The following is a 23,053-nucleotide window of genomic DNA, read 5'->3' as shown; positions in this document are numbered from 1 at the left end:
AGCACCTCGGTGTCAGCATCGTCCGGATGACTGCGGGGGTGCGAAGAAGCCTGTGGCGCGCCCGGGACTTCCGGCGCTACGCGGGGGCGGACGCGATCAGCAAGCTCGGCAGCGAGGTCTCCCTGGTCGCCCTGCCGCTGACCGCGGCGATCACGCTGCACGCGAGCCCCTTCCAGGTGGGGCTGCTCACCGCCGCGGAGATGGCGGCGTTCCTGCTGGCCGGCCTGCCCGCCGGAGCCTGGGTGGACCGGATGCGGCGCCGTCCCGTCCTGGTCGCCGCCGACGTGGTCCGCGCGGTGGCGCTGCTGTCGGTCCCGGCCGCCGCCGCGGCCGGGATGCTCGGCCTGCCCCAGATGTACGCGGTGGCCCTGCTCACCGGGCTGTGCACGGTTTTTTTCGACGTCGCCCACCAGAGTTACCTCCCGTCCATCGTGGGCCGGGAGGACCTCGCCCGCGGGCACGGCACGCTCGCCGCGAACCAGTCACTCGCCCAGCTCGCGGGCCCGGGGCTCGGCGGCTGGCTGGTGCAGGCCCTCACCGCCCCGATCGCGGTCGTCGCCGACGCTCTCAGCTATGCGGCGTCCGGGCTGCTGCTCCTCGGCGTACGCGCGGACGAGCGGCGTGGGGCGGGGGCGCGTGCGGGTGTGGAGGCCGGGGCGCGTGCGGGCGCGGCCGCCGTACGGGTCCCTGACGTGGGGACCGGTGACGCGCCGGACGCGGTGCCGGAGCGGGAGACCTCGAACGGCCCTCGGGCCGCCGGGCTGCGCTCGGAGATCATGGAGGGGCTCCGGTTCGTCGCCGGCCAGCCCGTCCTGCGCCGGGTCGCCGCCGTCGGGGCGCTGACCATGCTGTCGTTCGGCCTGTGGTCGGCCACGGTGCCGCTCTACCTGGTCCGCGAGGTCGGCACGAGCCCCGGTGCGTACGGCATGTTGCTGTCGGCGGGCGCGGTCGGCGGGGTGGCCGGGGCCTGGCTCGCCCCGCGCGTCGCGGCCCGCCTGGGCGTCGGCCGGGCGATGTACGCGGCGGCGTGGGCGGCCACGCTGTGCACCGCCCCGCTGGCGCTGACGGCGGCCGGGTGGCGTCTGCTGATCCTGCCGGTGACCCTGGCGGCCAGTGGGGTGGCGACCACCGTCTTCAGCGTGGCGCAGGGGGCCTACCGCCAGTCGATCTGCCCGCCGCATCTGCTCGGCCGCCTGAGCGCCACCATGCGCTTCCTGATGTGGGGCTGGATGCCGTTCGGCGGCCTGCTGGCGGGCACGCTCGGCCAGCTCGCCGGGGTGCGGGTCGCGTTCTGGACCGCCTGCGGGGCCTACACGCTCGCCCATCTGCCGATCCTGCTGGCACCGCGGGTCCGCGCGGTCTCCTAGCTCTCCTCGTCGGGGTCCGGCCCGGCGATGTAGGAGGCGAGGCCGCGCAGGATGATCTCCAGGCCGAGTTCGAACCGGTAGTCGTTCGACTCGTCCACCATGATGTCGGCGAGCGCCACCAGGTTCGGGAACCGGTCGGCCGGCAGCGAGGCGAAGTAGCCCTCGATCTCCTCCCGCATCTCCTGCGGCGCCTTGCCGCCGCTCTCCGGATAGCGGTCCTGCCAGAGGACCTCCTCCAGCACGAACCCGTCCAGGTAGGTCGAGAGCAGGTCGCCCGCGATGGCCATGACCTCTCTCGGCAGGCCGGCCGCCGCGAAGACGGCCAGCAGTTTCTCCACGTGGGGGAGCAGTTCGGGCGAGAAGGGCACACGGCCAAGAGAGATCTTCACCGCGTCGCGGTGATCGAGGAGTCTGCGGCGGCCCTGGCGGGCGAAGTCCCTGATCTGCTCCTGCCAGCGCCCGGGGTCGGGCTCGGGCAGCTCGTAGCCCTCGAACATGCGGTTGTACATGAGCTGCAGCAGCTCGTCCTTGTCGCGCACGTGGACGTACAGCGCCGAGACGGCGACGCCGAGCTCGGCGGCGACCTGCCGCATGCTGAGCCGGTCGTAGCCCTCACGGTCGAGGACCGTGTAGGCGGCGTCGACGATCCGCTCGCGGGTGAGGGGCACCCTGGCCGGCGTACGGCGCTTGGGCGGACGCTCCCACGGCGGTGTGGGCATGTCCGGCTGCGTCATGAGGACCTCCCGCTGTTCCGCCCATGCTAGTGAACACCGCTCCGTGTTCACGAACACTGCTCTCCGAACGAGATATATCTTGTACGCGCCGGAATCGAGATATATCGTGGTGAACATCGAACTTGTAGGTGAACAGTGATCGGTGGTAGAACAGCGCTCAGTTTACTATGAACACTGTTCAGTTCTCTCAAGGAGGGGTGATGTCGGAACCAATCACCGCGACGGCGCCGGCGGCGCCGGCGACCCGAGCGCCGTACCGCTGGCGCTGGGCGGCTCTCTTCGTGATCCTCGCCGGGGAGGTCATGGACCTCCTCGACGCGACGGTCACCAACATCGCGGCGCCGAGCATGCGCGCCGATCTCGGCGGCTCGGAGGGGACCATCCAGTGGATGGGCGCCGCCTACACCCTGGCCATGGCCGTCGGTCTGATCACCGGGGGCAGGTTGGGGGACATCTTCGGCCGCAAGCGGATGTTCCTGATCGGCGCCGCGGGCTTCACTGCCGGGTCCCTGCTCTGCGCCGTCGCCCAGTCGCCCGAGGTGCTCATCGGCGCCCGGGTGATCCAGGGCCTGTTCGGCTCGGTCATGCTGCCGCAGGGACTCGGCATGATCAAGGAGATGTTCCCGCCGACGGAGATGGGCAAGGCGTTCGGCATGTTCGGGCCGGTCATGGGCCTGTCCGCGGTCGGCGGCCCGATCCTCGCGGGCTGGCTGGTGGAGGCCGACTTCTGGGGCACCGGCTGGAGGATGATCTTCCTCGTCAACCTGCCGCTGGGCCTGGCCGCACTGGCCGCCGGAATGCGTTTCCTGCCGGAGTCGAGGTCGCCGCACCCGCTTCGCCTCGACATGGGCGGGGTGACGCTCGCGTCCCTGGGCGGCTTCCTGGTGATCTTCCCGCTGGTGCAGGGCCGCGAGCACGGCTGGCCGCTCTGGGCGTTCGCCATGCTCGTCGCATCGGTCGTCGTCTTCGCGGTCTTCGGCCTGTTCCAGTCGCGCCGCAGCCGTTCCGGCGGCGACCCGCTGATCGTGCCGAGCCTGTTCCGCAAGCGCGCGTTCACCGGCGGCCTGCTGACCGGCATCGTGTTCTTCTCCGGCATGGCCGGGTTCATGCTGGTCTTCAACCTCTACACCCAGATGGGGCTCGGCTACTCGGCGCTCAAGGCCGGGCTGGCGATGGCCCCGTGGTCGGCCGGCATGATCGTCGGATTCGGGTTCGCGCAGCCGTTGCAGAGGTTCGGGCGCAAGCTCCTCCAGGGCGGCACCCTCGTCATGGCGCTGGGCGTGGCCGGCGTCCTGCTCACGCTGAACATCACGGGCACGCACCCCAACCCCTGGCAGCTCGCCCCGGCCCTCGTGGTGGCGGGGATCGGCATGGGCCTGCTGATGTCGCCGTTCTTCGACATCGTGCTGGCCGGTGTGGAGGAGCACGAGACGGGCTCCGCGTCCGGCACCCTGACGGCAGTGCAGCAGCTGGGCAGCGCGTTCGGCTACGCCCTGCTCGGCACGGTCTTCTTCGACCTGCTCGGCGGCGTGCCGAGCGCCGGGAGCTTCGACCAGGCGATCAAGGTGACCCTCTGGGTGGTCGCCGGGATGCTCGTGGTGACGTTCGCGGTGGCCTTCCTCCTGCCCCGGCAGGCCCGGGAGAACGCGGAGGCGGCCCACTGACCACGACAGCGGACACGATCACGCCGGCACGGGGGCCGGCGTGATCGTCGCGTTTTCCCCGGCTCAGCCGGGCGCCGGGGACAGCCGGGCGGCGACCTCCGCGGTGGCGGGGCCGACGCCCAGGGCCAGGGCGGCACGCAGGTCCTCCATCGTGTCCACGTCCCTGCGCACCGAGGCGATGTCGGGCGGGGCCAGCTCCTTGGCCCCCCGGGACAGGTGCCTGGCCCTCGACTCGCCGCCGAACCCCGGCCGGAAGGGCACGCCCGGCCGTACGCCGTAGAACGTCGTGCCCACCTCTGCCGCGTCGGGGACGAACGCCTGGTCGAACTCCAGTGCCGCCGCGAGCACCGTCTCCAGCTCCGCGGGCCGCAGCGCGGGCAGGTCGGCCTGCAGGGCGCCCACGGCGTCGTCCGGCGCGAGCCGCACGGCCTCCTCCGCGCCCGCCCGCAGGGCCGTGTTCAGCCCCCGGTCCGGGTCGGCGACCACGTGGGCTCCGAGCGCGGCCAGCCGCCGCGCGGGCAGCGGGTCGGCCGTCACGACCACCACGCGCGCCACGAGCGGGCACCGCAGCGCCGCCGCCACGGTGTCGGAGGCCACCGCGACCGCCAGATCGGTCCGGTACGGCCCCGCCGCCGCGGCGAGCCGCGTCTTGGCCCGGATCAAGGTCTTCACCGGGACCACTATTGACCATCGCGCGAGGTGCATGCCTGTAGCATCCCGCCTCGACATCGCCCATGGCCAACCGGGAGACTTGTGCCGGATCCCGGTGATTTGGAGACCCTGTGAGCCACCCCAGCGAGCCCTCGTCCGACCCGAACGCCCCCGCAGTGCCCACCCCCGCCGTGGTGAGCCGCCGTGCCGGCCGGCCGCCGCGCTTCTGGGAGACGCTCGCGGTCGTCGTCGTCAAGCCGCTCTCGCGTCTGTTCGTGAAGCGGCGGTGGCGCGGCGGGGAGAACATCCCCCGCACCGGCGGGTTGATCATCGCGGCCAACCACCTGTCGTGGTCGGACCCCGTGCTGCTCTCGCACTACCTGTACAACAACGGGCGGTGGCCGACGATCCTGGCCAAGGCGGGCCTCTTCCGGATCCGCGGACTCGGTCACGCCGTCACCCAGCTCCAGGCCATCCCGGTCGAGCGCAACAGCACCGAGGCCACCCAGTCGCTCAAGATCGCCGAGCAGCGGCTGCGGAGCGGCGCCTGCATCCTGTTCTATCCCGAGGGCACGATCACCCGTGACCCCGACCTGTGGCCCATGGCCGGCAAGACCGGTGTCGCCCGGCTGGCCCTCGCGACCGGCGTGCCGGTCATCCCGATCGCCCACTGGGGCGCCCAGGAACTGCTGCCCTACGGAGCGAAGAAGCCTCGCCTGCTGCCCCGCAAGAGCTTCCACGTGCTCGCCGGGCCGCCGGTCGACCTGTCCAAGTACGCCGGGCAGCCCATGCGCGGCTCGGTCCTGCGCGAGGCGACCGCGGACATCACGGCCGCCATCACCGGCCTGCTCGCCGAGATCCGGGACGAGAAGGCGCCGGACGTCCCCTATGACCCGAAGAACGCGGCCAACGGCTGAGCGGGGCGTACGGTGAGGGAGGAGCGCGCGGAGCAAGAGGAGTGGTGCGGCCAGTGAGCAGGGCGGCTGTTTTCGGAACGGGCTCGTGGGGCACCACGTTCGCGATGATCCTCGCCGAGGCAGGCACCCCCGCGACCCTGTGGGGCAGGCGGGCGGAGATCGTCGACGCGATCAACGAGACCCGGGAGAACCCCGAATACCTGCCCGGGACCCGGCTGCCCGACACGATCCGCGCGACGACCGACCCCGCCGAGGCCATGGACGACGCGGATTTCGTGGTCCTCGCGGTGCCGTCCCAGACGCTGCGCGGCAACCTCCAGGTGTGGAAGCCCCACATCCCGCCCGAGGCGGTGCTGGTCAGCCTCATGAAGGGGGTGGAGCTCGGCACCTGCAAGCGGATGAGCGAGGTCGTCTGCGAGGTGGCCGAGGTGCCGGAGCAGCGGGTCGCCGTGGTCTCCGGGCCCAACCTGGTCCCCGAGCTGGCCCAGCGGCAGCCCGCCGCGGCCGTCGTCGCCTGCCGCGACGAGGAGGTGGCCGTCCGGCTCCAGGAGGCGTGTCACCTGCCGTGGTTCCGGACCTACACGAACCCGGACGTCGTTGGCGTCGAACTCGGCGGCGCGGTCAAGAACGTCATCGCGCTGGCCGTCGGCGTCGCGGCCGGCATGGGCCTGGGCGACAACGTGCGGGCGACGCTCATGACGCGCGGGCTGGCCGAGATCGCGCGGCTGGGCGCGGTGCTCGGGGCGGACCAGCACACCTTCGCCGGCCTCGCCGGCATGGGCGACCTCGTCGCCACCTGCACCTCCCCGCTGTCGCGCAACCGCACCTTCGGCGAGAACCTGGGCCGCGGCATGACGATGGCCGAGGTCGTCGCGGCGACGAAACAGACGGCCGAGGGCGTCAAGACGTGCGAGTCGGTGCTCGAACTGGCGAGGAAACACGACGTGGAGATGCCGATCACCGAGGTCGTCGTCGGCGTCGTCCACGACGGCATGACCCCCGGTGAGGCAGCGGTGCTGCTGATGTCGCGCACCCCCAAACCGGAGCGCTACGGCGTCTGATCAGGGATTCGGACCCCCACGACGCGCGCGGCTGACAAGCCGTTTTGCGCCTCGAACACGGTAGATTCGGGCATCATGAATGAGGATCGCGAGTCCCCGTCACGCGTGCGCGTGGCAGTCGTCTTCGGCGGCCGCAACTCCGAGCACGCCGTGTCCCTGATGGGCGCGGGCAGTGTGCTGGAGGTCATCGACCGGTCGAAGTACGAGGTCATCCCCATCGGCATCGCCCAGGACGGGCGCTGGGTGCTGGCGTCGGGCACCCAGTCCTACGCGATCGAGTCGGGTCGCCTGCCCGTCGTGGACGACTCGGGCACCGCGCTCGCGCTGCCGGGGGACTCCGGCACCCTCGTGGCCCTGGAGCCCGGTGAGATCCCGCACGCGCTCGGGCGGGTCGACGTCGTATTCCCCCTGCTGCACGGCCCGTACGGCGAGGACGGCACGATCCAGGGCCTGCTGGAGCTGGCCGGTGTCCGCTACGTGGGCTCCGGCGTGCTGGCCAGCGCGGTCGGCATGGACAAGGCCTACATGAAGCTCGTGCTGCACGCGGCCGGGCTGCCCGTCGGCCCGTTCGTGGTCGTACGCGACCGTGACTGGCGCCTCGACCGCGGCCGGGTGCTCAAGGAGATCGAGGAACTGGGCTGGCCGGTGTTCGTCAAGCCGGCCCGGGCCGGTTCGTCGCAGGGCATCTCCAAGGCGCACGATCCCGAGTCGCTGGAGGCGGCCATCGAGCTCGCCCGCGAGCACGACCCGAAGGTGCTGGTGGAGGCCGCCATCGTCGGCCGCGAGGTCGAGTGCGCGGTGCTGGAGTCGCTGGACGACGCCGCCCCCGAGGCGAGCGTCCCCGGTGAGGTGCTCGTGGAGGGCGGCCAGGAGTTCTACGACTTCGAGGCCAAGTATCACCCCGGGCAGATGGCGCTCCAGGCGCCGGCCGACATCCCGGCCGAGGTGGCCGAGACGCTGCGCGCCATGGCCGTGCGCGCGTTCGAGGCGCTCGGCTGCGAGGGCCTGTCGCGGGTCGACTTCTTCTACACGCCGTCCGGTGAGGTGCTCGTCAACGAGATCAACACCATGCCCGGTTTCACGTCGACGTCGGTCGCGCCGCAGTTGTGGGCCGCCACCGGCCTGCCGTACGCCGGCCTGGTCGACCGGTTGATCCAGCTCGCGCTGCGCCGGCCCGCGGGCCTGCGGTGACTACTCGGGGATGCTCGACTTGACCGGCCCGGCGAGGTCGACCAGCACGGCCCCGGGCTGGTGGTCCTTCCCGATCGTCACCTCGACGTACGCCACGCGGTTGGTCGACGTGAACAGCGCCGGCCGGCGCGGATCCTGGAACCAGCCGACGCCGTTGATGTCGGCGACCTCCGCCGTCGGCTCCATCGCGGCCGGCCGGGGCACGCCGCAGCGCAGGGCGATCTGGCCGTCGCCCCAGACCGCGACGTACGGCGAGGGAGGCTCGGAGGCGGTCCGGCCGAGACCGTCGAGCGTCTTCGGCAGCGCCGCGTCGAGCGTGCGGCAGGCCGCGGCCGCCTCGCCGGACGGCGTGGGCGGCTCCACGTGGACGGTGGACGAGCAGCCCGCGAGCAGGGCGAGCGCCGCCACGATCGCGACTCCCGGCGTCGTGCCCACGGGCCCCTTCGCCTTGCGCATCGTCTCCCCGGCTCGTGTCCCGCTCAGATGTGGACGATCGGACACGTCAGTGTACGGGTGATGCCCTGCACGCCCTGGATCTGGGCCACCACGAGCTTGCCGAGCTCGTCCACGTTGTTGGCCTGGGCGCGGACGATCACGTCGTAGGGGCCCGTCACATCCTCGGCCTGTGTGACCCCGGGGATCGAGGAGATCTCCTCGGCCACGTTGGCGGCCCTGCCGACCTCGGTCTGGATAAGGATGTAGGCCTGCACCATGACGCCCTCCGGGTAGAGATCAGTGCCGGAGCGTAACCGTACCTCGAATGCACTAGGGGTGTGCTATCACAGTCGGAGATCTCGGCGAATTCGGAGTAATTCAGCGGATATCGGGACGCCTTCCGCGGACTGCGGCCGTACTGCTGGGCCCCGGCGACGACGCCGCGGTCCTCAAGGCGCCCGATGGGCGGGTTGTCGTGAGCACGGATCTACTGATCGAGGGTAGGCACTTCCGCCGCGACTGGTCGAGCGGGTACGACATCGGCCGTAAGGCCGCTGCACAGAACCTTTCCGACATCGTTGCCATGGGAGCCGATCCCACCGCACTCGTGGTCGGTCTGGGGCTGCCCGCGGACGTCCCCGCCGACTGGCTGGACGCGCTGACCGACGGCTTCCGCGACGAGTGCCACCTGGTGGGGGCGACCGTGGCGGGGGGCGACATCGCCCGGTCGGAGACGGTCGTGCTCGGGGTGACCGCGCTCGGCGACCTCGGCGGCAGGCCGCCGGTGACCCGGTCGGGCGCGCGCCCCGGTGACGTGGTCGCGGTGGCGGGCCGCCTCGGATACGCGGCGGCCGGGCTGGCCCTGCTCGGGGCGGGCGTGACCGGCGGCCCCTCGGATCTTGTGGCGTTGCTGGAGGCGCACCGCCGTCCCCTGCCGCCGTACCCCTGCGGACCGCGCGCCGCGCTGCTCGGCGCGACGGCGATGCTCGACGTCAGCGACGGCCTGCTGCAGGATCTCGGGCACGTCGCCGACGCGAGCGGCGTGGCCGTCGCGCTGGACGCCGCCGCGCTGCCCGTGCCGGAGGCGCTGACCGCGGCGGCGCGCCACCTGGGGGCGGACCCGCTGGAGTGGGTGCTCACCGGCGGCGACGATCACGCGCTGGCCGCGACGTTCCCTCCCGAGGTACGGCTGCCGCCCGAATGGACAGGTGTGGGGGTGGTCACGGAGGGCCGCGGGGTGCGGGTCGACGGCCAGACCTGGACCGAAGGGGGATGGGACCACTTCCGTGGATGATGTGAAATTTGTGACATAGGCGTATTAGATCTGTTATTAAGTATGGCGGTCGGCAACAGGAAGGACCGTCATGGGCCGTCACACGGCAGGACGTAAGGCGCGAGAGGGACAGCCCTCCCCGGCTCAGGACGACCCTCCGGAGGGGGCCGCCGGCCCGGACCACGTGGCCTTCCGTCCTCCGGCGACGCCGTCCGGCGGCCCGCCGGCCTCCCCCGGAGCCGGGTACCCCGGGCCGAGGCCGGGCGGCGGAGACGTGCCGTGGCCTGCGCCGCCCTCGGACACACCCGGGAGTGGTAGTCCGTGGCCCGCGCCGCCCGCGCAGGTGACCGGTGGCGGTGTGCCGTGGCCCGCGCCGCCCTCGGAGGCGACGACCCGGATGTTCGCCGCGCTGTCGCCCGAGAGGCTGGAGTCCGAGAGCCTGGCGTCGGCTGAGCGTCCGGCGGCGTCCGAGCGTCCGGCGACGTCAGGGGGCACCGGGGATCGCGGCCTTCCCAGGCCTGGCCGGGACGACGACGCGAAGCAGCCGAGACGCATGCGGAGGCTGGCGCTCGTGTCGGGGCTGTCCGTGCTGCTCGCCGTGGGCGTCACGACCGGCGGCGCACGGCTGATCGCCGGGCGGACCTCCCTGACCATGGAGCAGCCGACGACGGCCTGCCCGGTCTCGGAAGACTGCACCGCCGCGGGAGCGCCGGGCTCGGGCCAGGCCCTCGGCGAGACGCGCGCCCCGGGCGATCCGACCGGCGGCCCTGCCCAAAATGGCCAGGACCAGCCCGGCCAGGAGGACCCCGGCAGAACCGGCGCCGGGCAGGACGAGGGCGGGAGCACCGGGAAGAACGACACCGCCAAGAACGACACCGCCAAGAACGACACCGCCAAGAACGACACCGCCGGGAACGACACAGCGCGGGGCGGTTCGGCGGATCCGCAGGCCACACCGGTCTCCACGGCGACCTCCGGAGACCCGGATCGCGACCACGCGTCCGCCCGTACGCGCGCCCCGTCCACCACCGCTCCGCGCGCCGCGTCCACCACCGCTCCGCGCGCCGCGTCCACCACCGCTCCGCGTGCCTCGTCCCAGGCGTCTCCACGGGTGGGGGATGCTCCCGCCGCCGTCACCGCAGCCGGAGACGACACGGCGACCGTTCCGGGCGCCGACGCCGCGCCGGGCGACAACGGGACCAGCGAGGACACGGCGGGCACGGACGCGGCGCAGACAGAGTCCGCACTCGACGGCGACGGTGCGGCGGTGCGGGTGCGCTTCACAGTGAGACGGCATGACGAGAGCGGATACACGGCGCGGCTCGCCGTACGCAACGAGGGGCCTGCCCTGCCCGACTGGACCATCCGGCTGGCCGTCGGCGGGCAGGTGACGGCGGTCGAGGGAGCGGACTGGGAGCAGCGGGGCGACACCCTGACCCTGAACTCGCGGACCGCGCTGGACGAGGGCGGCGCGCTGACGCTGACCATCCAAGCCGACGGCGCGCCCGCCGCACCCGCCGACTGCGTGCTCTCCGGGGGCCGGTGCGAGGTTACCGGCCCCGGCCCGTCCCGGCGCCACGGCTGACCCGCCGAGACCGAATCTCCCCGGCCGGGTCCGCCCGGCCGGGGACGACGTCGGGATGAGCGGCCGGCCTGCCCGTCATCCAGCCGGTTGGCTGGGCGCGGCATCGGGCCGGCGCGGGCGGGCGAGCCGACCTGCGGGTCTGCTGGCCGTTCGGCGCTGTGGGGATGGCGCCGGCCGGCCCTCGCGGCCCGTTCGCGATGGGGCGTTCTCAGGAAGGCGGCGGGTGTTTTGGTTGGATTGACCCATGACCACCCCACCACGTGTCCTGACCATCGCGGGCTCGGACTCCGGCGGCGGCGCCGGCATCCAGGCCGACCTGAAGACCATGCTGGCCCTCGGCGTGCACGGCATGAGCGTCATCGCGGCCGTGACGGCGCAGAACTCACTGGGCGTGCAGGGCTACTGGGAACTGCCCCCCGAGGCGGTGCGGGCGCAGCTCGACTCGGTCCTCGGCGACATCGGAGCCCAGGCGATCAAGACGGGCATGCTGGCGTCGTCCGTGCTGGTGGAGACCGTCGCGGAGGTGCTCGCGGGCGTGACCGCGCCCGTCGTGGTGGACCCGGTCGGCGTCTCCAAGCACGGCGACAGCCTGCTCGCGCCGGCGGCCGTGGAGACCGTCAAGAGCGCGCTGCTGCCGGTCGCGACCGTGGTCACGCCCAACCTGTGGGAGGTCGAGCAGCTCACCGGCGTCAAGGTCGAGGACGAGGACGACCTGTCCCGCGCCGCCGAGGCCGTGCTGGCGCTCGGGCCGAAGTGGGCGCTGATCAAGGGCGGCCACCTCCCCGGTGATCCCGTGGACCTGCTCACCGACGGGTCGAGCGAGCACCGCTTCACCGCCGAGCGGCACGACAACCGGCACACCCACGGCACCGGTTGCACGCTCGCCTCCGCGATCGCGTCGTACCTCGCCCTCGGCGAGGACGTGCCCGGCGCCGTACGGCAAGCCAAGGAGTACGTGACCGGCGCGATCGCGCACGGCTTCCCGCTGGGCGCGGGCATCGGCCCGGTCGACCACGGCTGGCGGACGCGGACGGACGCCTGAGCGAGCCGGCTCGCCGTGCCCTGGAGTCGCGGACGGTGAAGTCACGGCCGTGGGCGTCGCTCAGCGGGCCGGTGGCGTCGAGGTCGGCACAAGACCCGCGCCGGCCAAGGCCGGCCTGTGAACGGCGCCGGGCGGCGACCGCGCCGGCCGCGCCCATACCCGTGGCGCGGCCGGCGGCGGTCCTTGGCGTCATCGGTCCGGTGTGAGGAGGGGTTTGACGTCCAGGATCGGGGTCGCGTCGAGAGCTTCGAGGTTGGCGACATGGACGCGCGTCCCGGCGATCGCGAGGATGCGCACTTCATGCAGGCCGATCGGGTTGGGCCGGTCGGGACTGCGGGTGGTGAAGACGCCGGCGCGCGGCCGTTTGGTGTCGCCGCGTGGGTGGACGGTGAGCGTGTCGCGGTCGGCACGGTCGAGCCAGGTGAGCAGGAGCACGTCGGTCCCCGGAGACAGCCCCTCCAGGGCAGGCGCGTACCGCTCGTCGAAGACCAGCCAGGCGTCGGGGGCGCCTTCGTCGGCTTGCAGGGGTGCCACGGCTCGATCGGTGAGGGGCGATTCGACTCGCCCGATCACGCGTAGCGTGCATTCGGTCAACAGGGTGAATCCCTCCGAGTCGCCGATGTCTGCAAGGGCGTCGGCGTGCCAGATCCGACCCACATAATCCAACGTGCGCGGGTCCGGCCGGAACGAATGATCCTGAGCGAGGCCGTCAGCGGAAGGCGTCGGCGAGGTGCCGGCGTCGCGCCGGACGTGCGAGAGCCCGCCACCGGACCCGGTGGCGGGCTCTCGCGAGAGTCAGACGGTCAGCGCGTGACCTTGCCCGCCTTGATGCAGGAGGTGCAGACGTTCATCCGCTTCGGCGTCCCGTTGACCACCGCGCGCACGGTCTGGATGTTGGGGTTCCAACGGCGGCGGGTGCGGCGGTGCGAGTGGGAGATGTTGTTGCCGAAAATCGGCTTCTTGGCGCAGACGTCGCAGACGGAAGCCACGGTAATCGCTCCTTTGAATCAGTCGATCGGCCCGGCGCCGGTGCAGCGGCTCGTCCGAGCAATGCCGGGACAACCGGCTGGCCACACGAGGATATCCGATGTTCACCGGTGCACGCCAAACGGGACTCCGGCGAACGGGGATAGTCTCGTACCCGCCAACGGTAGCGCATCGAGGGGCTGGAGCGCGGAAGGAAGGTCGGCCGGATGCTCAAGGAGCTCGATCCCCCCGCGGTGCGCCGCTGGTCCCGCCACTGCGCGGCGGCCCTCGGCCGGGCCAGGGCGGAGATCGACGCGCTCAACGTGTTCCCCGTGCCGGACGGGGACACCGGCACGAACCTGCACCTCACGATCCTGTCGGCGGCCGAGGCGGTGGACGCGCTGCCCGGCGACGCGGACGCGGGCGCCACATGGGAGGCTCTGACGCGCGGCGCCCTGCTCGGCGCGCGGGGCAACTCCGGGGTGATCGTCAGCCAGGCGCTGAGAGGCATGGGCGAGGTGCTCGGGCACGCGCCGGGCGGCGGCGCCGACCTGCGTGACGGCCTGACGAGGGCGGCCGAGATGGCCAGGGCGGCGGTGGTCCGGCCCGTGGAGGGCACGGTGCTGAGCGTGCTGTCCGCCGCGGCGCGCGCCGTACGCGACACGCCCGACGACCTGGTCGAGGTGGCCCGCCGGGCGGCGGACGAGGCGCGCCGGGCCCTGCGCCGTACGACGGGCCAGCTCGGCGTGCTGTCCCGCAACGGCGTGGTGGACGCGGGCGCGGCCGGCCTCGTGATCATGCTGGAGAGCCTGTCCGAGGTGGTGACCGAGGCGTACAGCGAGCGGCACGAGGTGCCCGCCCCGGCCGCGCGGATCGCGCCGGAGGAGCTCGGACGTCAGGACGCGGGCGGCCCCGGATACGAGGTCATGTACCTCCTGGACGCGGGCGTGGGCGAGGTGGACCGGCTGAGGGGCGAGCTCGACGCGCTCGGGGACAGCCTGGTGATCGTCGGCGGGGAGGGCCTGTGGAACGTCCACGTCCACGTGGACGACGCGGGCGCGGCGATCGAGGCCGGGCTGCGGGCCGGGCGCCCGCACCGGATCAAGGTGACCTACCTCGGAGGACGGCCGCACGAGCCGCGCCCGGCGACAGGCGTGGTCGCGGTCGCCGCCGGGGACGGTCTGGCGGCGCTGTTCCGGGAGGCGGGAGCGGTGGTCGTGCGGCGTGAGCCGGGCTCGGCCCCGACGGCGGCGGCCCTGCTGCGGGCCGTCCGCGAGGCCGGGACCGAGGTGGCGGTGCTGCCCAACGACGCCGTCGTGTACGACGTCGCCGTGGCCGCCGCGGAGATCGCCAGGGAGGAGGGCGTGACGGTGAGCGTCCTGCCCACCCGGGCGTCGGTGCAGGGCCTGGCCGCGCTGGCCGTGCACGACCCGCTGCGCCGCTTCGACGACGACATCGTGGCGATGACGGACGCCGCCGGGCACACCCGCCACGGTCACGTGTGGGTCGCCGACCGCGCGGCGATGACCAGCGTCGGACTGTGCCGGATCGGCGACGTGCTCGGCGTGGTGGACGGCGAGGTCGCGCTTATCGGCGCGGACCTGGCCGCGACCGCGGTCGAGGTCGTCCGGCGCCTGGTCTCCGGCGGCAGCGAGATGGTCACGCTCGTCACCGGCGCCGGCGCGCCCGAGGCGCTCCTCCACGCCGTACGCGACCATCTGGAGCGCGTCCGCCCGGACCTGGAGATCGTCGTGTACGAGGGCGGGCAGGGCGGCTATCCCCTCCTGGTCGGCGTCGAGTAGCCGGATTGTCGGCCGCTACGGGTAGAAATTGGTGACGTGACGAGCTTCGACGAGCCGCTCAAGAAGGTGGTCGGCAGGTCGGCCGCTCCACTGGAGAGCGCGCTGGGCATCAGCACGGTCGGTGAACTGCTGCGCCACTACCCGCGGCGGTACGCGCAGCGCGGGGAGCTGACGCCCATCGCGTCGCTGGAGCACGACGAGCACGTCACCGTGGTCGCGAAGGTGTCGTCCGCCGTGCGCAGGCCGATGAAGAACCGGCAGGGCACCTGGCTCGACATCGAGGTGACCGACGGCAAGGAGAAGCTGCACCTGGCCTTCTTCGGCAAGGGCGCCTACGTCGCCGAGCAGCGGCTCACTCCCGGCACCGAGGCGATGTTCTCCGGCAAGGTCGGCGTCTTCGTCGGCGGGAGGACCAGGCGCGTCTCGCTCACCCATCCCGAGTACGAGTCGTTCGACGAGACGGAGGAGACGGCCGAGGAGTTCGCCTCCGCGCTGGTGCCGATCTACCCCTCGGCCCAGGGGCTGCCGAGCTGGAAGATCCGCCGGGCCGTGCGCACGGTGCTCGACGTGCTCAGCCTGGACGACCCGGTGCCCGCCGACATACGGGAGCGGCTGGGACTGCTGCCGATCGAGGAGGCGCTGCGGCGGGTCCACCGGCCCCGCGGCCAGGCCGACGTCACGCGGTCCCACGACCGGCTGAAGTTCGACGAGGCGTTCGTCCTGCAGGCCGTCCTGGTGCGGCGGCGCATGGCCGCGTCCGCCTGGCTGGCCAGGGCCCGCCCCGGGCGCGACGACGGACTGCTGCACGAGTTCGACGCGCGGCTGCCGTTCCAGCTCACCGAGGGGCAGCGGCAGGTGGGCGAGGAGATCGCCGCGGACCTCGCCCGTGAGCATCCCATGCACCGGCTCCTGCAGGGCGAGGTGGGCGCGGGCAAGACCGTGGTCGCGCTGCGCGCGATGCTCCAGGTGGTCGACTCCGGCGGCCAGGCCGTGCTGCTCGCGCCCACCGAGGTCCTCGCCCAGCAGCACCACCGGTCGATCGTGAACATGCTCGGCGATCTCGCGACCGGCGGGATGTTCGGCGGGACCGCGGTCGCGCTGCTCACCGGCTCGATGGGGGCCGCCGCGCGGCGGAGCGCGCTGCTCGACGCGGCCTCCGGCGCGGCCGGCATCGTGATCGGCACCCACGCCGTGCTGCAGGAGCACGTCCAGTTCGCCGACCTCGGGCTGGTCGTGGTGGACGAGCAGCACAGGTTCGGTGTCGAGCAGCGCGACGCCCTGCGCGAGAAGGGCGGCGGCGGGCGTCCCCACGTGCTCGTCATGACGGCGACGCCGATCCCGCGAACGGTCGCGATGACCGTGTTCGGCGACCTGGAGGTGTCCACGCTGTCCCAGCTCCCCTCGGGCCGGGCTCCGATCACCACCCACGTGGTGCCCGCCGCGGAGAAGCCCCACTTCCTCGACCGCGCCTGGCAGCGGGTCCGCGAGGAGGTCGGCCTGGGCCGCCAGGCGTACGTGGTGTGCCCGCGCATCGGCGACCAGGAGGGCGACGAGGGCGACCTGGCGAAGGACGACGACGAGCGCAGGCCGCCCCTGGCGGTGCTCGACGTCGCGCGCATGCTCGCCGAGGGGCCGCTGGCCGGCCTGCGGATCGAGGCGCTGCACGGCAAGCTCGCGCCCGAGGACAAGGACGCGGTGATGCGCGCCTTCGCCCGGGGCGAGATCGACGTCCTGGTCGCGACCACGGTCATCGAGGTCGGCGTCGACGTCCCCAACTCGTCGGCGATGGTCATCATGGACGCCGACCGCTTCGGCGTCTCCCAGCTCCACCAGTTGCGCGGCCGGGTCGGCCGCGGCGGCCTGCCCGGACTGTGCCTGCTCGTGAGCGAGGCCCCGGAGGGCAGTCAGGCGCGCCGCAGGCTCGACGCGGTGGCGACGACCCTCGACGGCTTCGAGCTGTCCCGTGTCGACCTGGAGCAGCGCCGGGAGGGCGACGTGCTCGGCGCCGCCCAGTCGGGGCGCAGGTCGTCGCTCAAACTGCTGCAACTCCTGCGTGACGAGGACGTGATCGAGACGGCCCGGACCGAGGCGACGTCCCTGTTGTCCGCCGATCCCGAGCTGTCGGGCCACACCGCCCTGCGCGCCGAGATCGACACCATGGTCGCCGACGAACGCGCCGAGTTCCTCGAGAAGGCGTGATCGCCGCCCCCGCCGCGGCGCCCTGCGGATGGGGGCGTCGCGGCTCGTGACGGGGCCGGAAAGTGAAACGGGCGCCGTGTGAACACGGCGCCCGTTAAGGACCCAGAGCCCGGCCTTGGGACGGCCTCCCCCCGAATGCCGTCCCCGGCCGGGCCCACCCTCGGGTCAGGTGCCGAGGGCGCCGGCGTGCGGAAGGGCTCACGACCACACCGGCCGGCCTTCCCCTGGGTCACCGTGAAGGCCGCAGAACTCATGATGCTCATGTGACGGAGCGCGGGATACGGCTCTTACTCATTCGTCGCCGCCGCTTGCCTACTCTTGACCTGGTCGATCTTTCCGCCCCTTCGCCCGCCGTGCCGGGGAGGCCGCCGCGGGCGGGACAATGATGACGTGACGCGGGTGATCGCAGGGACGGCGGGGGGACGCAGGCTGGCCGTGCCGCCGGGGAGATCGACCAGGCCGACGAGCGACCGCACCCGGGAGGGCCTGTTCGCCACCGTGGGCTCCACGCTCGGCTCGCTCGACGGGGCCAGGGTCCTCGACCTGTACGCCGGGTCGGGTGCCGTGGGGCTTGAGGCGCTGAGCAGAGGGGCCGCCCACGCGCTGCTGGTCGAGTCGGACGCCAGGGCCGCGCGCACGATCAGGGAGAACATCGCGTCGCTCGGGCTGCCGGGGGCGTCCCTGCGAGCCGAGAAGGCCGAGCGGGTGGTGGGCCGTCCGTGCGAGGAGCCGTACGACTTCGTCTTCGCCGACCCGCCCTACGCGGTCTCCGACGAGGCGGTCTCCCGGGTGCTGACGGCGCTGCGCGACAACGGCTGGCTGGCGGAGGGCGCGCTCGTGGCCGTGGAGCGGGAGTCGAGGGGTAAGGACCTCGTGTGGCCCGAGGGCTTCACGGAAGACAGGGTCCGTCGGTACGGCGAAGCGGCCGTTTGGTACGGTCGCGCAGCCGGGAACCCGTAAATCATGGGGGTGCGCCTTGCGTCGCGTCGTCTGCCCGGGATCGTTCGATCCCGTGACCAACGGACATCTGGACATCATCGGCCGGACATCACGGTTGTACGACGAGGTCGTCGTGGCCGTGCTCATCAACATTGAGAAGCACAGCCTTTTCACCGTCGACGAACGCATCGAGATGCTCCAGGCGGTGACGAAGGAGTACGGCAACGTCCGCGTGGAGAAGTTCCACGGTCTGCTGGTCGACTTCTGCCGGCAGCAGGGCATCCCGTCCATCGTGAAGGGCCTGCGCGCGGTCAGCGACTTCGACTACGAGCTGCAGATGGCCCAGCTCAACTACCGGATGTCGGGTGTGGAGACGCTGTTCATGTCCACCAATCCGGAGTACTCGTTCCTGTCGTCCAGCAGGCTCAAGGAGATCGCGCGCTACGGCGGGGACGTCTCCGGCCTGGTTCCGGACCTCGTCCACCAGCTGCTCGTGGAGCGGCTCAGAGGCTGAACGGGGGCTGGTATTCTTGCCTTTCAGCCTTGCACGACGGCGGTGATTCGCCATGCCTAACGAGAGCAGGATGAGTCTGCACAGCCTCGATCCCCGAGCCCCATGGGTGATCTCCACCCACGACCTGGGGCGCCGACCGGGATCGATGCGCACGCTCAGCCCGGTCCTCCCGGCACCGGCGGACCTCGCGGTCGGAATGATCGGCGTTCCCAAGGACGCCGACGTCGAGCTGGACATCCGGCTCGAAGCGGTGATGGAGGGCGTGCTCGTGACGGGCACGGCGCATGCTCCCCTGACGGGGGAGTGCTCGCGCTGCCTGGACCCGTTGACCTCGGAGATCGAGGTCGACTTCCAGGAGCTCTACTTCTACTCGGCGGAGGACGCCGGAGAGGACGATCTGCTCCTCGACGGCGAACTGCTCGATCTCGAGCCGGTTTTCCGTGACGCGGTGGTGCTCGCACTGCCGCTGAGCCCGGTGTGCGGTGATGACTGCCCCGGTCTCTGTGCGGAGTGCGGGATCAGGCTGGCGGATGCCGGCCCGGACCACCGGCACGAAGCGATCGACGCCCGCTGGGCGGCGCTGCAGGGTTTGGTTGTGGAACAGGAAGACGATCAGGAGGGTTGACGTGGCCGTCCCCAAGCGGAAGATGTCGCGGAGCAACACCCGCGCCCGCAGGTCCCAGTGGAAGGCGGCGGCGGTCGCACTCGTGAGCTGCCCGCAGTGCCGCTCGCCCAAGCGCCCGCACGTGGCGTGCCCGACCTGCGGCACCTACAACCGCCGTCAGGTCGTCGAGCCGTCGGCCTGATCGCGCGTTAGGCGGACATCGGGACGCCGGCCGGATCGTCAAGGCGAGCCGGTCGGCGTTACCGTGCTTCACAGGAACGTGCGGTGGCGGTTGGACGGTACGCACCCACATGCACGCCCGCGGCCGTGGTGGACGCCGGGGCCATCGGCTCCCGGCGGACCGGCGTCCACCACGCCTTCGGGCCTTCGGCCGGTCCACCTGCCTCCCGTGCACGGCCCTGCCTGCACATAGGAGTTGGGAGGATTTCATGGCCGCACCGTCTGTAAAGCCCGTCCCCGTCGAGGTCGCCAGGGACGAGCTCTACCAGGTGCTGAACGTCAGGCTCAGCACCGGCATCCTGGAGCGGGCGCTGACGCACCGCTCGTACGCGTACGAGAACGGCGGACTGCCGACGAACGAGCGCCTGGAGTTCCTGGGCGACTCGGTGCTGGGTCTCGTGGTGACGGACACGCTGTTCCGCAACCACCCGGACCTGCCGGAGGGCCAGCTCGCCAAGCTGCGCGCCGCCGTGGTCAACATGCGGGCCCTCGCGGACGTCGCCAGGACGCTGGACCTCGGCAAGTACCTGCGGCTGGGCCGCGGCGAGGAGGGCACGGGCGGGCGCGACAAGTCGTCGATCCTGGCCGACACGCTGGAGGCCCTGATCGGCACGGTGTACGTCGACAAGGGCCTCGACGAGGCGTTCCGCGTCGTCCACCTGCTGTTCGACCCGCTCATCACGCGGTCGGCGTCGCTCGGCGCCGGGCTCGACTGGAAGACGTCCCTGCAGGAGCTCACGGCCGCCGAGATGCTCGGCGTGCCCGAGTATCACGTGGACGAGAGCGGGCCCGACCACGCCAAGTCGTTCTCCGCCACGGTGCGCGTGGGCGGCAAGGAGTACGGCAAGGGCTCCGGGCGCAGCAAGAAGGAGGCCGAGCAGCAGGCGGCCGAGGCGGCCTGGACCGCGATCCGCGCGCTGCGCGACGCCCGCGAGGGCGCCGGCCCCGTACGCGCCTGAGCCCGGGGGACGGCGCATGCCCGAACTGCCCGAGGTCGAGGTCGTCCGCAGGGGCCTGGAGAGCTGGGTCGCCGGCCGGACCGTGGCGGCGGCCGAGGTCCTGCATCCCCGGGCGGTCCGCCGCAACGTGGGCGACCTGCCCGCCCAGCTCAAGGACCGCACGCTGACGTCGGCCGAGCGGCGCGGCAAGTACCTGTGGCTGCCCCTGCGGGACGGCGCCCAGGAGGAGGCCGGAGAGGCCCTGATCGCCCATCTCGGCATGAGCGGCCAGCTGCTCGTCGTCGACCCGCTGTCGCCGGTGGAGAAGCACCTGCGCGTGCGCATGGGCTTCACCGACGGCGGCCCGGAGTTACGGTTCGTCGACCAGCGGACCTTCGGGCACCTCCTGGTGGCGCCCATGGCGGCCGGGCGGGGCCGGGCGGGGCCCGAGCCCATCGCGCACATCGCCGCCGACCCGCTGGAGGACGCGTTCGACGACGAGGAGTTCGCCGTACGGCTGCGGCTGCGGCGTACGGGGATCAAACGGGCACTGCTCGACCAGTCGCTGATCAGCGGGGTGGGCAACATCTACGCGGACGAGGCGCTGTGGCGGGCGCGCCTGCACTGGGCCCGGCCGACCGAGACGCTGACCCGGCCGAAGATCGCCGAACTGCTCGCGGCGGTCCGCGCGGTCATGACCGAGGCGCTCGGGCAGGGCGGCACCTCCTTCGACAGCCTGTACGTGAACGTGAACGGCGAGAGCGGCTACTTCGACCGCTCGCTCGCGGTGTACGGCAGGCGGGACGAGCCCTGCCGCCGCTGCGGGACGCCGATCCGGCGGGAGGCGTTCATGAACCGGTCCTCCTACAGCTGCCCGAAGTGCCAGCCCCGCCCGAGGAACGCCCGCCCTTAGACGCACCCCCGCCTGTGGCGGCCGGAGTCGATCTGGATACTTGTAGGCGTGGTTCGGATGACGGCATGGGTCCGGGGACGGGTGCAGGGCGTGGGATTCCGGTGGTGGACCCGGGCCCGCGCGCTGGAGCTCGGACTCGTCGGGTGGGCCTCGAACCTGGCCGACGGGAGGGTCGAGGTCGTCGCCGAGGGCCCGAGGGAGTCGTGCGAAAGGCTCCTGGCGTTGTTATGCACCGGTGACACGCCCGGCCACGTTGAGGGGGTGGTCGAGCGCTGGAGCGATGCGAAGAGAGGTATCGCCGGGTTTGTCGAGAGGTAGGGCTTCCCTCAAACCCCTCAAATCCGGTATATTTATCTAGCGAGAGTGTCCACCGGCACGTCATCGCGGAGCGTTCAACTTGACCGTCTCCAATGCCGGTGCGACTCTTGAGAGGAACCACGCGCACCCCTCCCGCGGCATGAAGTGCGCGAACCAGTCTGGTCACTCAGCGTGGAGGACCCTTTACTATGGCGAAGGCTCTACTCGGCCACGTCGGCGGTCCTGATCCTCGAATGATCTCGGAAATGCGCCGTCTCCAGCAGCGCATCCGCGACCTCGAGGCAGAACTCAACCGGCTCCAGGCCCAGAACGACGCGCTCGCGGCGCAAACTCGTGATGAGGCCCTGGTCCGGCTGCAGGATCGCGAGCCGGCTCTCACCTGAGGTCCGGCAGGAACGGGAAAGGATTGTAGGGACGCCCCGCAAAGGCGTCCCTTGCCATTTCCGCCGCTGTTCCCCGGCAATTGATTCGGCGGCTAATCGATCATAAAGAGATGGGCGAACCGCCCCGCTTGTCGTTTCCGGTCTTCCCTTCGCAGGCGTGCCGCCGGTGCCTATCCCGCGTGCCCCGCCGCCGGGAGCTGTAGTCTTTCCCCCCAAACGCCGGGCGGCACCGAGGGGGGCGGACGTGTACCTGAAGACGCTCACCTTACGCGGCTTCAAGTCATTCGCCTCGGCCACCACCCTCCGCTTCGAGCCGGGCATCACCGCCGTGGTGGGCCCCAACGGCTCGGGCAAGTCCAACGTCGTGGACGCCCTCGCATGGGTGATGGGCGAGCACAGCGCCAAGTCGCTGCGCGGCGGCAAGATGGAGGACGTCATCTTCGCGGGCACCTCCAGCCGCCCGCCGCTCGGCCGGGCCGAGGTCACCCTCACGATCGACAACACCGACGGCGCGCTCCCCATCGACTACACCGAGGTGACGATCAGCCGGCTGATGTTCCGGTCCGGCCAGAGCGAGTACGCCATCAACGGCGACACCTGCCGCCTGCTCGACATCCAGGAGCTGCTGTCCGACTCGGGCATCGGCCGGGAGATGCACGTCATCGTCGGCCAGGGCCAGCTCGACCAGGTGCTGCACGCGGGGCCGGAGGAGCGCCGGGCGTTCATCGAGGAGGCCGCGGGCGTACTCAAGCACCGCAAGCGCAAGGAGAAGGCCCTCCGCAAGCTCGACGCGATGCAGGCCAACCTGACCCGCGTCCAGGACCTCGTGGCCGAACTGCGCCGTCAGCTCAAACCGCTGGGCCGGCAGGCCGAGATCGCCCGCAAGGCGGCCGTCATCCAGGCCGACCTGCGGGACGCGCGGCTGCGTCTGCTCGCCGACGACGTGATCACCCTCCGCGACACCCTGCAGCGTGAGGAGGCCGACGAGGCGGCCGTACAGGCGCGGCGCGCCCAGGTGGAGGCCGAGCTGGCCGAGGGCCAGCGGCGGGAGGCGGAGCTGGAGGCGGCCGAGAACGAGGCCCAGCCGCGTCTCAAGGCCGCGCAGGAGACCTTCTACCGCCTTTCGGCCCTGCGGGAGCGGCTGCGCGGCGTGGAGAGCCTCGCGGCCGAACGGCGGCGTCACGCCGCCGACGCCGCCTCCATCGAGCGGCGCGGGCGCGACCCGGAGGACCTGGAGCGCGAGGCCGCCGAGGTGCGGGAGCAGGAGCGGGTCCTGGCGGAGGAGCTGGACGAGGCGCGCGAGCGGCAGATCGGAAG

The 23,053-nt window shown here is 72.2% G+C and carries 25 protein-coding genes; 19 read left to right on the top strand and 6 right to left on the bottom strand.

The genetic code is table 11. The features are described 5' to 3' along the window. Positions 1-26 precede the first annotated feature (26 nt). Positions 27-1,367: an MFS transporter gene (locus tag AB0J39_RS08585; RefSeq protein WP_363462787.1), complete on the top strand. Its 1,341-nt coding sequence runs from the start codon at positions 27-29 to the stop codon at positions 1,365-1,367. Here AB0J39_RS08585 and AB0J39_RS08580 read toward each other — a convergent pair. Continuing rightward, positions 1,364-2,101: a TetR/AcrR family transcriptional regulator gene (locus AB0J39_RS08580; RefSeq protein WP_363462786.1), complete on the bottom strand. Its 738-nt coding sequence runs from the start codon at positions 2,099-2,101 to the stop codon at positions 1,364-1,366. The genes AB0J39_RS08585 and AB0J39_RS08580 overlap by 4 nt on opposite strands. A gap of 200 nt (positions 2,102-2,301) precedes the next feature. Between AB0J39_RS08580 and AB0J39_RS08575 the strand changes: the two genes are divergently transcribed. Further along, entirely contained in the window at positions 2,302-3,765 is a 1,464-nt protein-coding gene (locus tag AB0J39_RS08575) for an MFS transporter (RefSeq protein ID WP_363462785.1), read from the top strand. Positions 3,766-3,828: 63 nt separating this feature from the next. On the opposite strand, the gene cofC is transcribed toward AB0J39_RS08575, so the two are convergent. Then, positions 3,829-4,470 carry a 2-phospho-L-lactate guanylyltransferase gene (cofC, locus tag AB0J39_RS08570; protein WP_363462784.1) on the bottom strand — a complete coding sequence of 214 codons (642 nt, stop codon included), beginning with the start codon at positions 4,468-4,470 and terminating at the stop codon, positions 3,829-3,831. A 77-nt stretch (positions 4,471-4,547) separates the two neighbouring features. On the opposite strand from cofC, the gene AB0J39_RS08565 reads away from it, so the two are divergent. The 3 genes from AB0J39_RS08565 to AB0J39_RS08555 all read left to right on the top strand — a co-directional run bounded on the left by AB0J39_RS08565 (position 4,548) and on the right by AB0J39_RS08555 (position 7,585). Beyond that, entirely contained in the window at positions 4,548-5,333 is a 786-nt protein-coding gene (locus AB0J39_RS08565; protein ID WP_363462783.1) for a lysophospholipid acyltransferase family protein, read from the top strand. A gap of 53 nt (positions 5,334-5,386) precedes the next feature. Next, the gene (locus AB0J39_RS08560) at positions 5,387-6,394 is read left to right on the top strand and encodes an NAD(P)H-dependent glycerol-3-phosphate dehydrogenase (protein ID WP_363462782.1); all 1,008 of its coding nucleotides are present in this window, start codon (positions 5,387-5,389) and stop codon (positions 6,392-6,394) included. 75 nt (positions 6,395-6,469) lie between these two features. After that, a complete protein-coding gene (locus tag AB0J39_RS08555; protein ID WP_363462781.1) occupies positions 6,470-7,585 on the top strand; it encodes a D-alanine--D-alanine ligase family protein in 1,116 nt (371 codons plus the stop codon). On the opposite strand, the gene AB0J39_RS08550 is transcribed toward AB0J39_RS08555, so the two are convergent. Together AB0J39_RS08550 and AB0J39_RS08545 are read right to left on the bottom strand one after the other, a co-directional pair. Beyond that, entirely contained in the window at positions 7,586-8,041 is a 456-nt protein-coding gene (locus AB0J39_RS08550; protein ID WP_363462780.1) for a DUF3515 domain-containing protein, read from the bottom strand. A 23-nt stretch (positions 8,042-8,064) separates the two neighbouring features. Further along, entirely contained in the window at positions 8,065-8,298 is a 234-nt protein-coding gene (locus AB0J39_RS08545; RefSeq protein WP_169947584.1) for an Lrp/AsnC ligand binding domain-containing protein, read from the bottom strand. Between the two features lie 65 nt (positions 8,299-8,363). Between AB0J39_RS08545 and AB0J39_RS08540 the strand changes: the two genes are divergently transcribed. From AB0J39_RS08540 to thiD, 3 genes are all read left to right on the top strand, one after another. Next, positions 8,364-9,314, top strand: a complete 951-nt coding sequence (locus AB0J39_RS08540) for a thiamine-phosphate kinase (protein WP_363462818.1) — start codon at positions 8,364-8,366, stop codon at positions 9,312-9,314. A 532-nt stretch (positions 9,315-9,846) separates the two neighbouring features. Further along, the gene (locus AB0J39_RS08535; protein WP_363462779.1) at positions 9,847-10,878 is read left to right on the top strand and encodes a hypothetical protein; all 1,032 of its coding nucleotides are present in this window, start codon (positions 9,847-9,849) and stop codon (positions 10,876-10,878) included. A gap of 244 nt (positions 10,879-11,122) precedes the next feature. Beyond that, on the top strand, positions 11,123-11,920 hold the full coding sequence (gene thiD, locus AB0J39_RS08530) for a bifunctional hydroxymethylpyrimidine kinase/phosphomethylpyrimidine kinase (RefSeq protein ID WP_363462778.1): 798 nt from the start codon (positions 11,123-11,125) through the stop codon (positions 11,918-11,920). Between the two features lie 189 nt (positions 11,921-12,109). Here thiD and tsaA read toward each other — a convergent pair whose 3' ends face one another. Continuing rightward, on the bottom strand, positions 12,110-12,514 hold the full coding sequence (tsaA, locus tag AB0J39_RS08525; RefSeq protein ID WP_363462817.1) for a tRNA (N6-threonylcarbamoyladenosine(37)-N6)-methyltransferase TrmO: 405 nt from the start codon (positions 12,512-12,514) through the stop codon (positions 12,110-12,112). 209 nt (positions 12,515-12,723) lie between these two features. Continuing rightward, positions 12,724-12,909 (bottom strand): 50S ribosomal protein L28, encoded by a 186-nt coding sequence (gene rpmB, locus AB0J39_RS08520; protein ID WP_030506042.1) that lies wholly within the window; start codon positions 12,907-12,909, stop codon positions 12,724-12,726. Between the two features lie 204 nt (positions 12,910-13,113). On the opposite strand from rpmB, the gene AB0J39_RS08515 reads away from it, so the two are divergent. The 11 genes from AB0J39_RS08515 to AB0J39_RS08465 all read left to right on the top strand — a co-directional run. After that, the gene (locus AB0J39_RS08515) at positions 13,114-14,688 is read left to right on the top strand and encodes a DAK2 domain-containing protein (RefSeq protein WP_363462777.1); all 1,575 of its coding nucleotides are present in this window, start codon (positions 13,114-13,116) and stop codon (positions 14,686-14,688) included. Positions 14,689-14,724: 36 nt separating this feature from the next. After that, entirely contained in the window at positions 14,725-16,887 is a 2,163-nt protein-coding gene (gene recG / locus AB0J39_RS08510; RefSeq protein WP_363462776.1) for an ATP-dependent DNA helicase RecG, read from the top strand. Positions 16,888-17,277: 390 nt separating this feature from the next. Beyond that, the gene (gene rsmD / locus AB0J39_RS08505; protein ID WP_363462775.1) at positions 17,278-17,847 is read left to right on the top strand and encodes a 16S rRNA (guanine(966)-N(2))-methyltransferase RsmD; all 570 of its coding nucleotides are present in this window, start codon (positions 17,278-17,280) and stop codon (positions 17,845-17,847) included. Positions 17,848-17,863: 16 nt separating this feature from the next. Beyond that, positions 17,864-18,340: a pantetheine-phosphate adenylyltransferase gene (coaD, locus tag AB0J39_RS08500; protein WP_169984181.1), complete on the top strand. Its 477-nt coding sequence runs from the start codon at positions 17,864-17,866 to the stop codon at positions 18,338-18,340. Positions 18,341-18,410: 70 nt separating this feature from the next. After that, positions 18,411-18,965: a YceD family protein gene (locus AB0J39_RS08495; RefSeq protein WP_363462774.1), complete on the top strand. Its 555-nt coding sequence runs from the start codon at positions 18,411-18,413 to the stop codon at positions 18,963-18,965. Position 18,966: 1 nt separating this feature from the next. Next, entirely contained in the window at positions 18,967-19,146 is a 180-nt protein-coding gene (gene rpmF, locus AB0J39_RS08490) for a 50S ribosomal protein L32 (RefSeq protein ID WP_030506036.1), read from the top strand. 247 nt (positions 19,147-19,393) lie between these two features. Further along, complete coding sequence (rnc, locus tag AB0J39_RS08485) at positions 19,394-20,143, top strand: ribonuclease III (protein WP_346224625.1); 750 nt, start codon at positions 19,394-19,396, stop codon at positions 20,141-20,143. A 16-nt stretch (positions 20,144-20,159) separates the two neighbouring features. Beyond that, positions 20,160-21,035: a bifunctional DNA-formamidopyrimidine glycosylase/DNA-(apurinic or apyrimidinic site) lyase gene (mutM, locus tag AB0J39_RS08480; protein WP_363462773.1), complete on the top strand. Its 876-nt coding sequence runs from the start codon at positions 20,160-20,162 to the stop codon at positions 21,033-21,035. 57 nt (positions 21,036-21,092) lie between these two features. Continuing rightward, positions 21,093-21,353: an acylphosphatase gene (locus AB0J39_RS08475; RefSeq protein WP_363462772.1), complete on the top strand. Its 261-nt coding sequence runs from the start codon at positions 21,093-21,095 to the stop codon at positions 21,351-21,353. Between the two features lie 188 nt (positions 21,354-21,541). After that, positions 21,542-21,736, top strand: a complete 195-nt coding sequence (locus AB0J39_RS08470) for a hypothetical protein (protein WP_079312688.1) — start codon at positions 21,542-21,544, stop codon at positions 21,734-21,736. A gap of 244 nt (positions 21,737-21,980) precedes the next feature. After that, positions 21,981-23,053: AAA family ATPase (locus tag AB0J39_RS08465; RefSeq protein WP_363462771.1), on the top strand; the 1,073-nt coding region annotated here is incomplete at its 3' end.

Origin of the sequence: Microbispora sp. NPDC049633 (assembly GCF_040675265.1) — a bacterium.
GTDB lineage: Bacteria > Actinomycetota > Actinomycetes > Streptosporangiales > Streptosporangiaceae > Microbispora > Microbispora maris.
Note: the sequence above shows the minus strand (reverse complement) of the source record. Positions and strands in the feature narration are given on the sequence as shown.

Bases quoted from the DNA above. Each gene is read 5' to 3' on its own strand.
- AB0J39_RS08515 (WP_363462777.1), top strand. From the start codon at position 13,114: ATGCTCAAGGAGCTCGATCCCCCCGCGGTGCGCCGCTGGTCCCGCCAC.
- AB0J39_RS08545 (WP_169947584.1), bottom strand. From the start codon at position 8,298: ATGGTGCAGGCCTACATCCTTATCCAGACCGAGGTCGGCAGGGCCGCC.
- AB0J39_RS08585 (WP_363462787.1), top strand. From the start codon at position 27: ATGACTGCGGGGGTGCGAAGAAGCCTGTGGCGCGCCCGGGACTTCCGG.
- cofC (WP_363462784.1), bottom strand. From the start codon at position 4,470: ATGCACCTCGCGCGATGGTCAATAGTGGTCCCGGTGAAGACCTTGATC.
- thiD (WP_363462778.1), top strand. From the start codon at position 11,123: ATGACCACCCCACCACGTGTCCTGACCATCGCGGGCTCGGACTCCGGC.
- AB0J39_RS08535 (WP_363462779.1), top strand. From the start codon at position 9,847: ATGCGGAGGCTGGCGCTCGTGTCGGGGCTGTCCGTGCTGCTCGCCGTG.
- AB0J39_RS08550 (WP_363462780.1), bottom strand. From the start codon at position 8,041: ATGCGCAAGGCGAAGGGGCCCGTGGGCACGACGCCGGGAGTCGCGATC.
- AB0J39_RS08555 (WP_363462781.1), top strand. From the start codon at position 6,470: ATGAATGAGGATCGCGAGTCCCCGTCACGCGTGCGCGTGGCAGTCGTC.
- AB0J39_RS08470 (WP_079312688.1), top strand. From the start codon at position 21,542: ATGGCGAAGGCTCTACTCGGCCACGTCGGCGGTCCTGATCCTCGAATG.
- mutM (WP_363462773.1), top strand. From the start codon at position 20,160: ATGCCCGAACTGCCCGAGGTCGAGGTCGTCCGCAGGGGCCTGGAGAGC.
- AB0J39_RS08580 (WP_363462786.1), bottom strand. From the start codon at position 2,101: ATGACGCAGCCGGACATGCCCACACCGCCGTGGGAGCGTCCGCCCAAG.
- rnc (WP_346224625.1), top strand. From the start codon at position 19,394: ATGGCCGCACCGTCTGTAAAGCCCGTCCCCGTCGAGGTCGCCAGGGAC.
- AB0J39_RS08575 (WP_363462785.1), top strand. From the start codon at position 2,302: ATGTCGGAACCAATCACCGCGACGGCGCCGGCGGCGCCGGCGACCCGA.
- AB0J39_RS08495 (WP_363462774.1), top strand. From the start codon at position 18,411: ATGAGTCTGCACAGCCTCGATCCCCGAGCCCCATGGGTGATCTCCACC.
- AB0J39_RS08475 (WP_363462772.1), top strand. From the start codon at position 21,093: ATGACGGCATGGGTCCGGGGACGGGTGCAGGGCGTGGGATTCCGGTGG.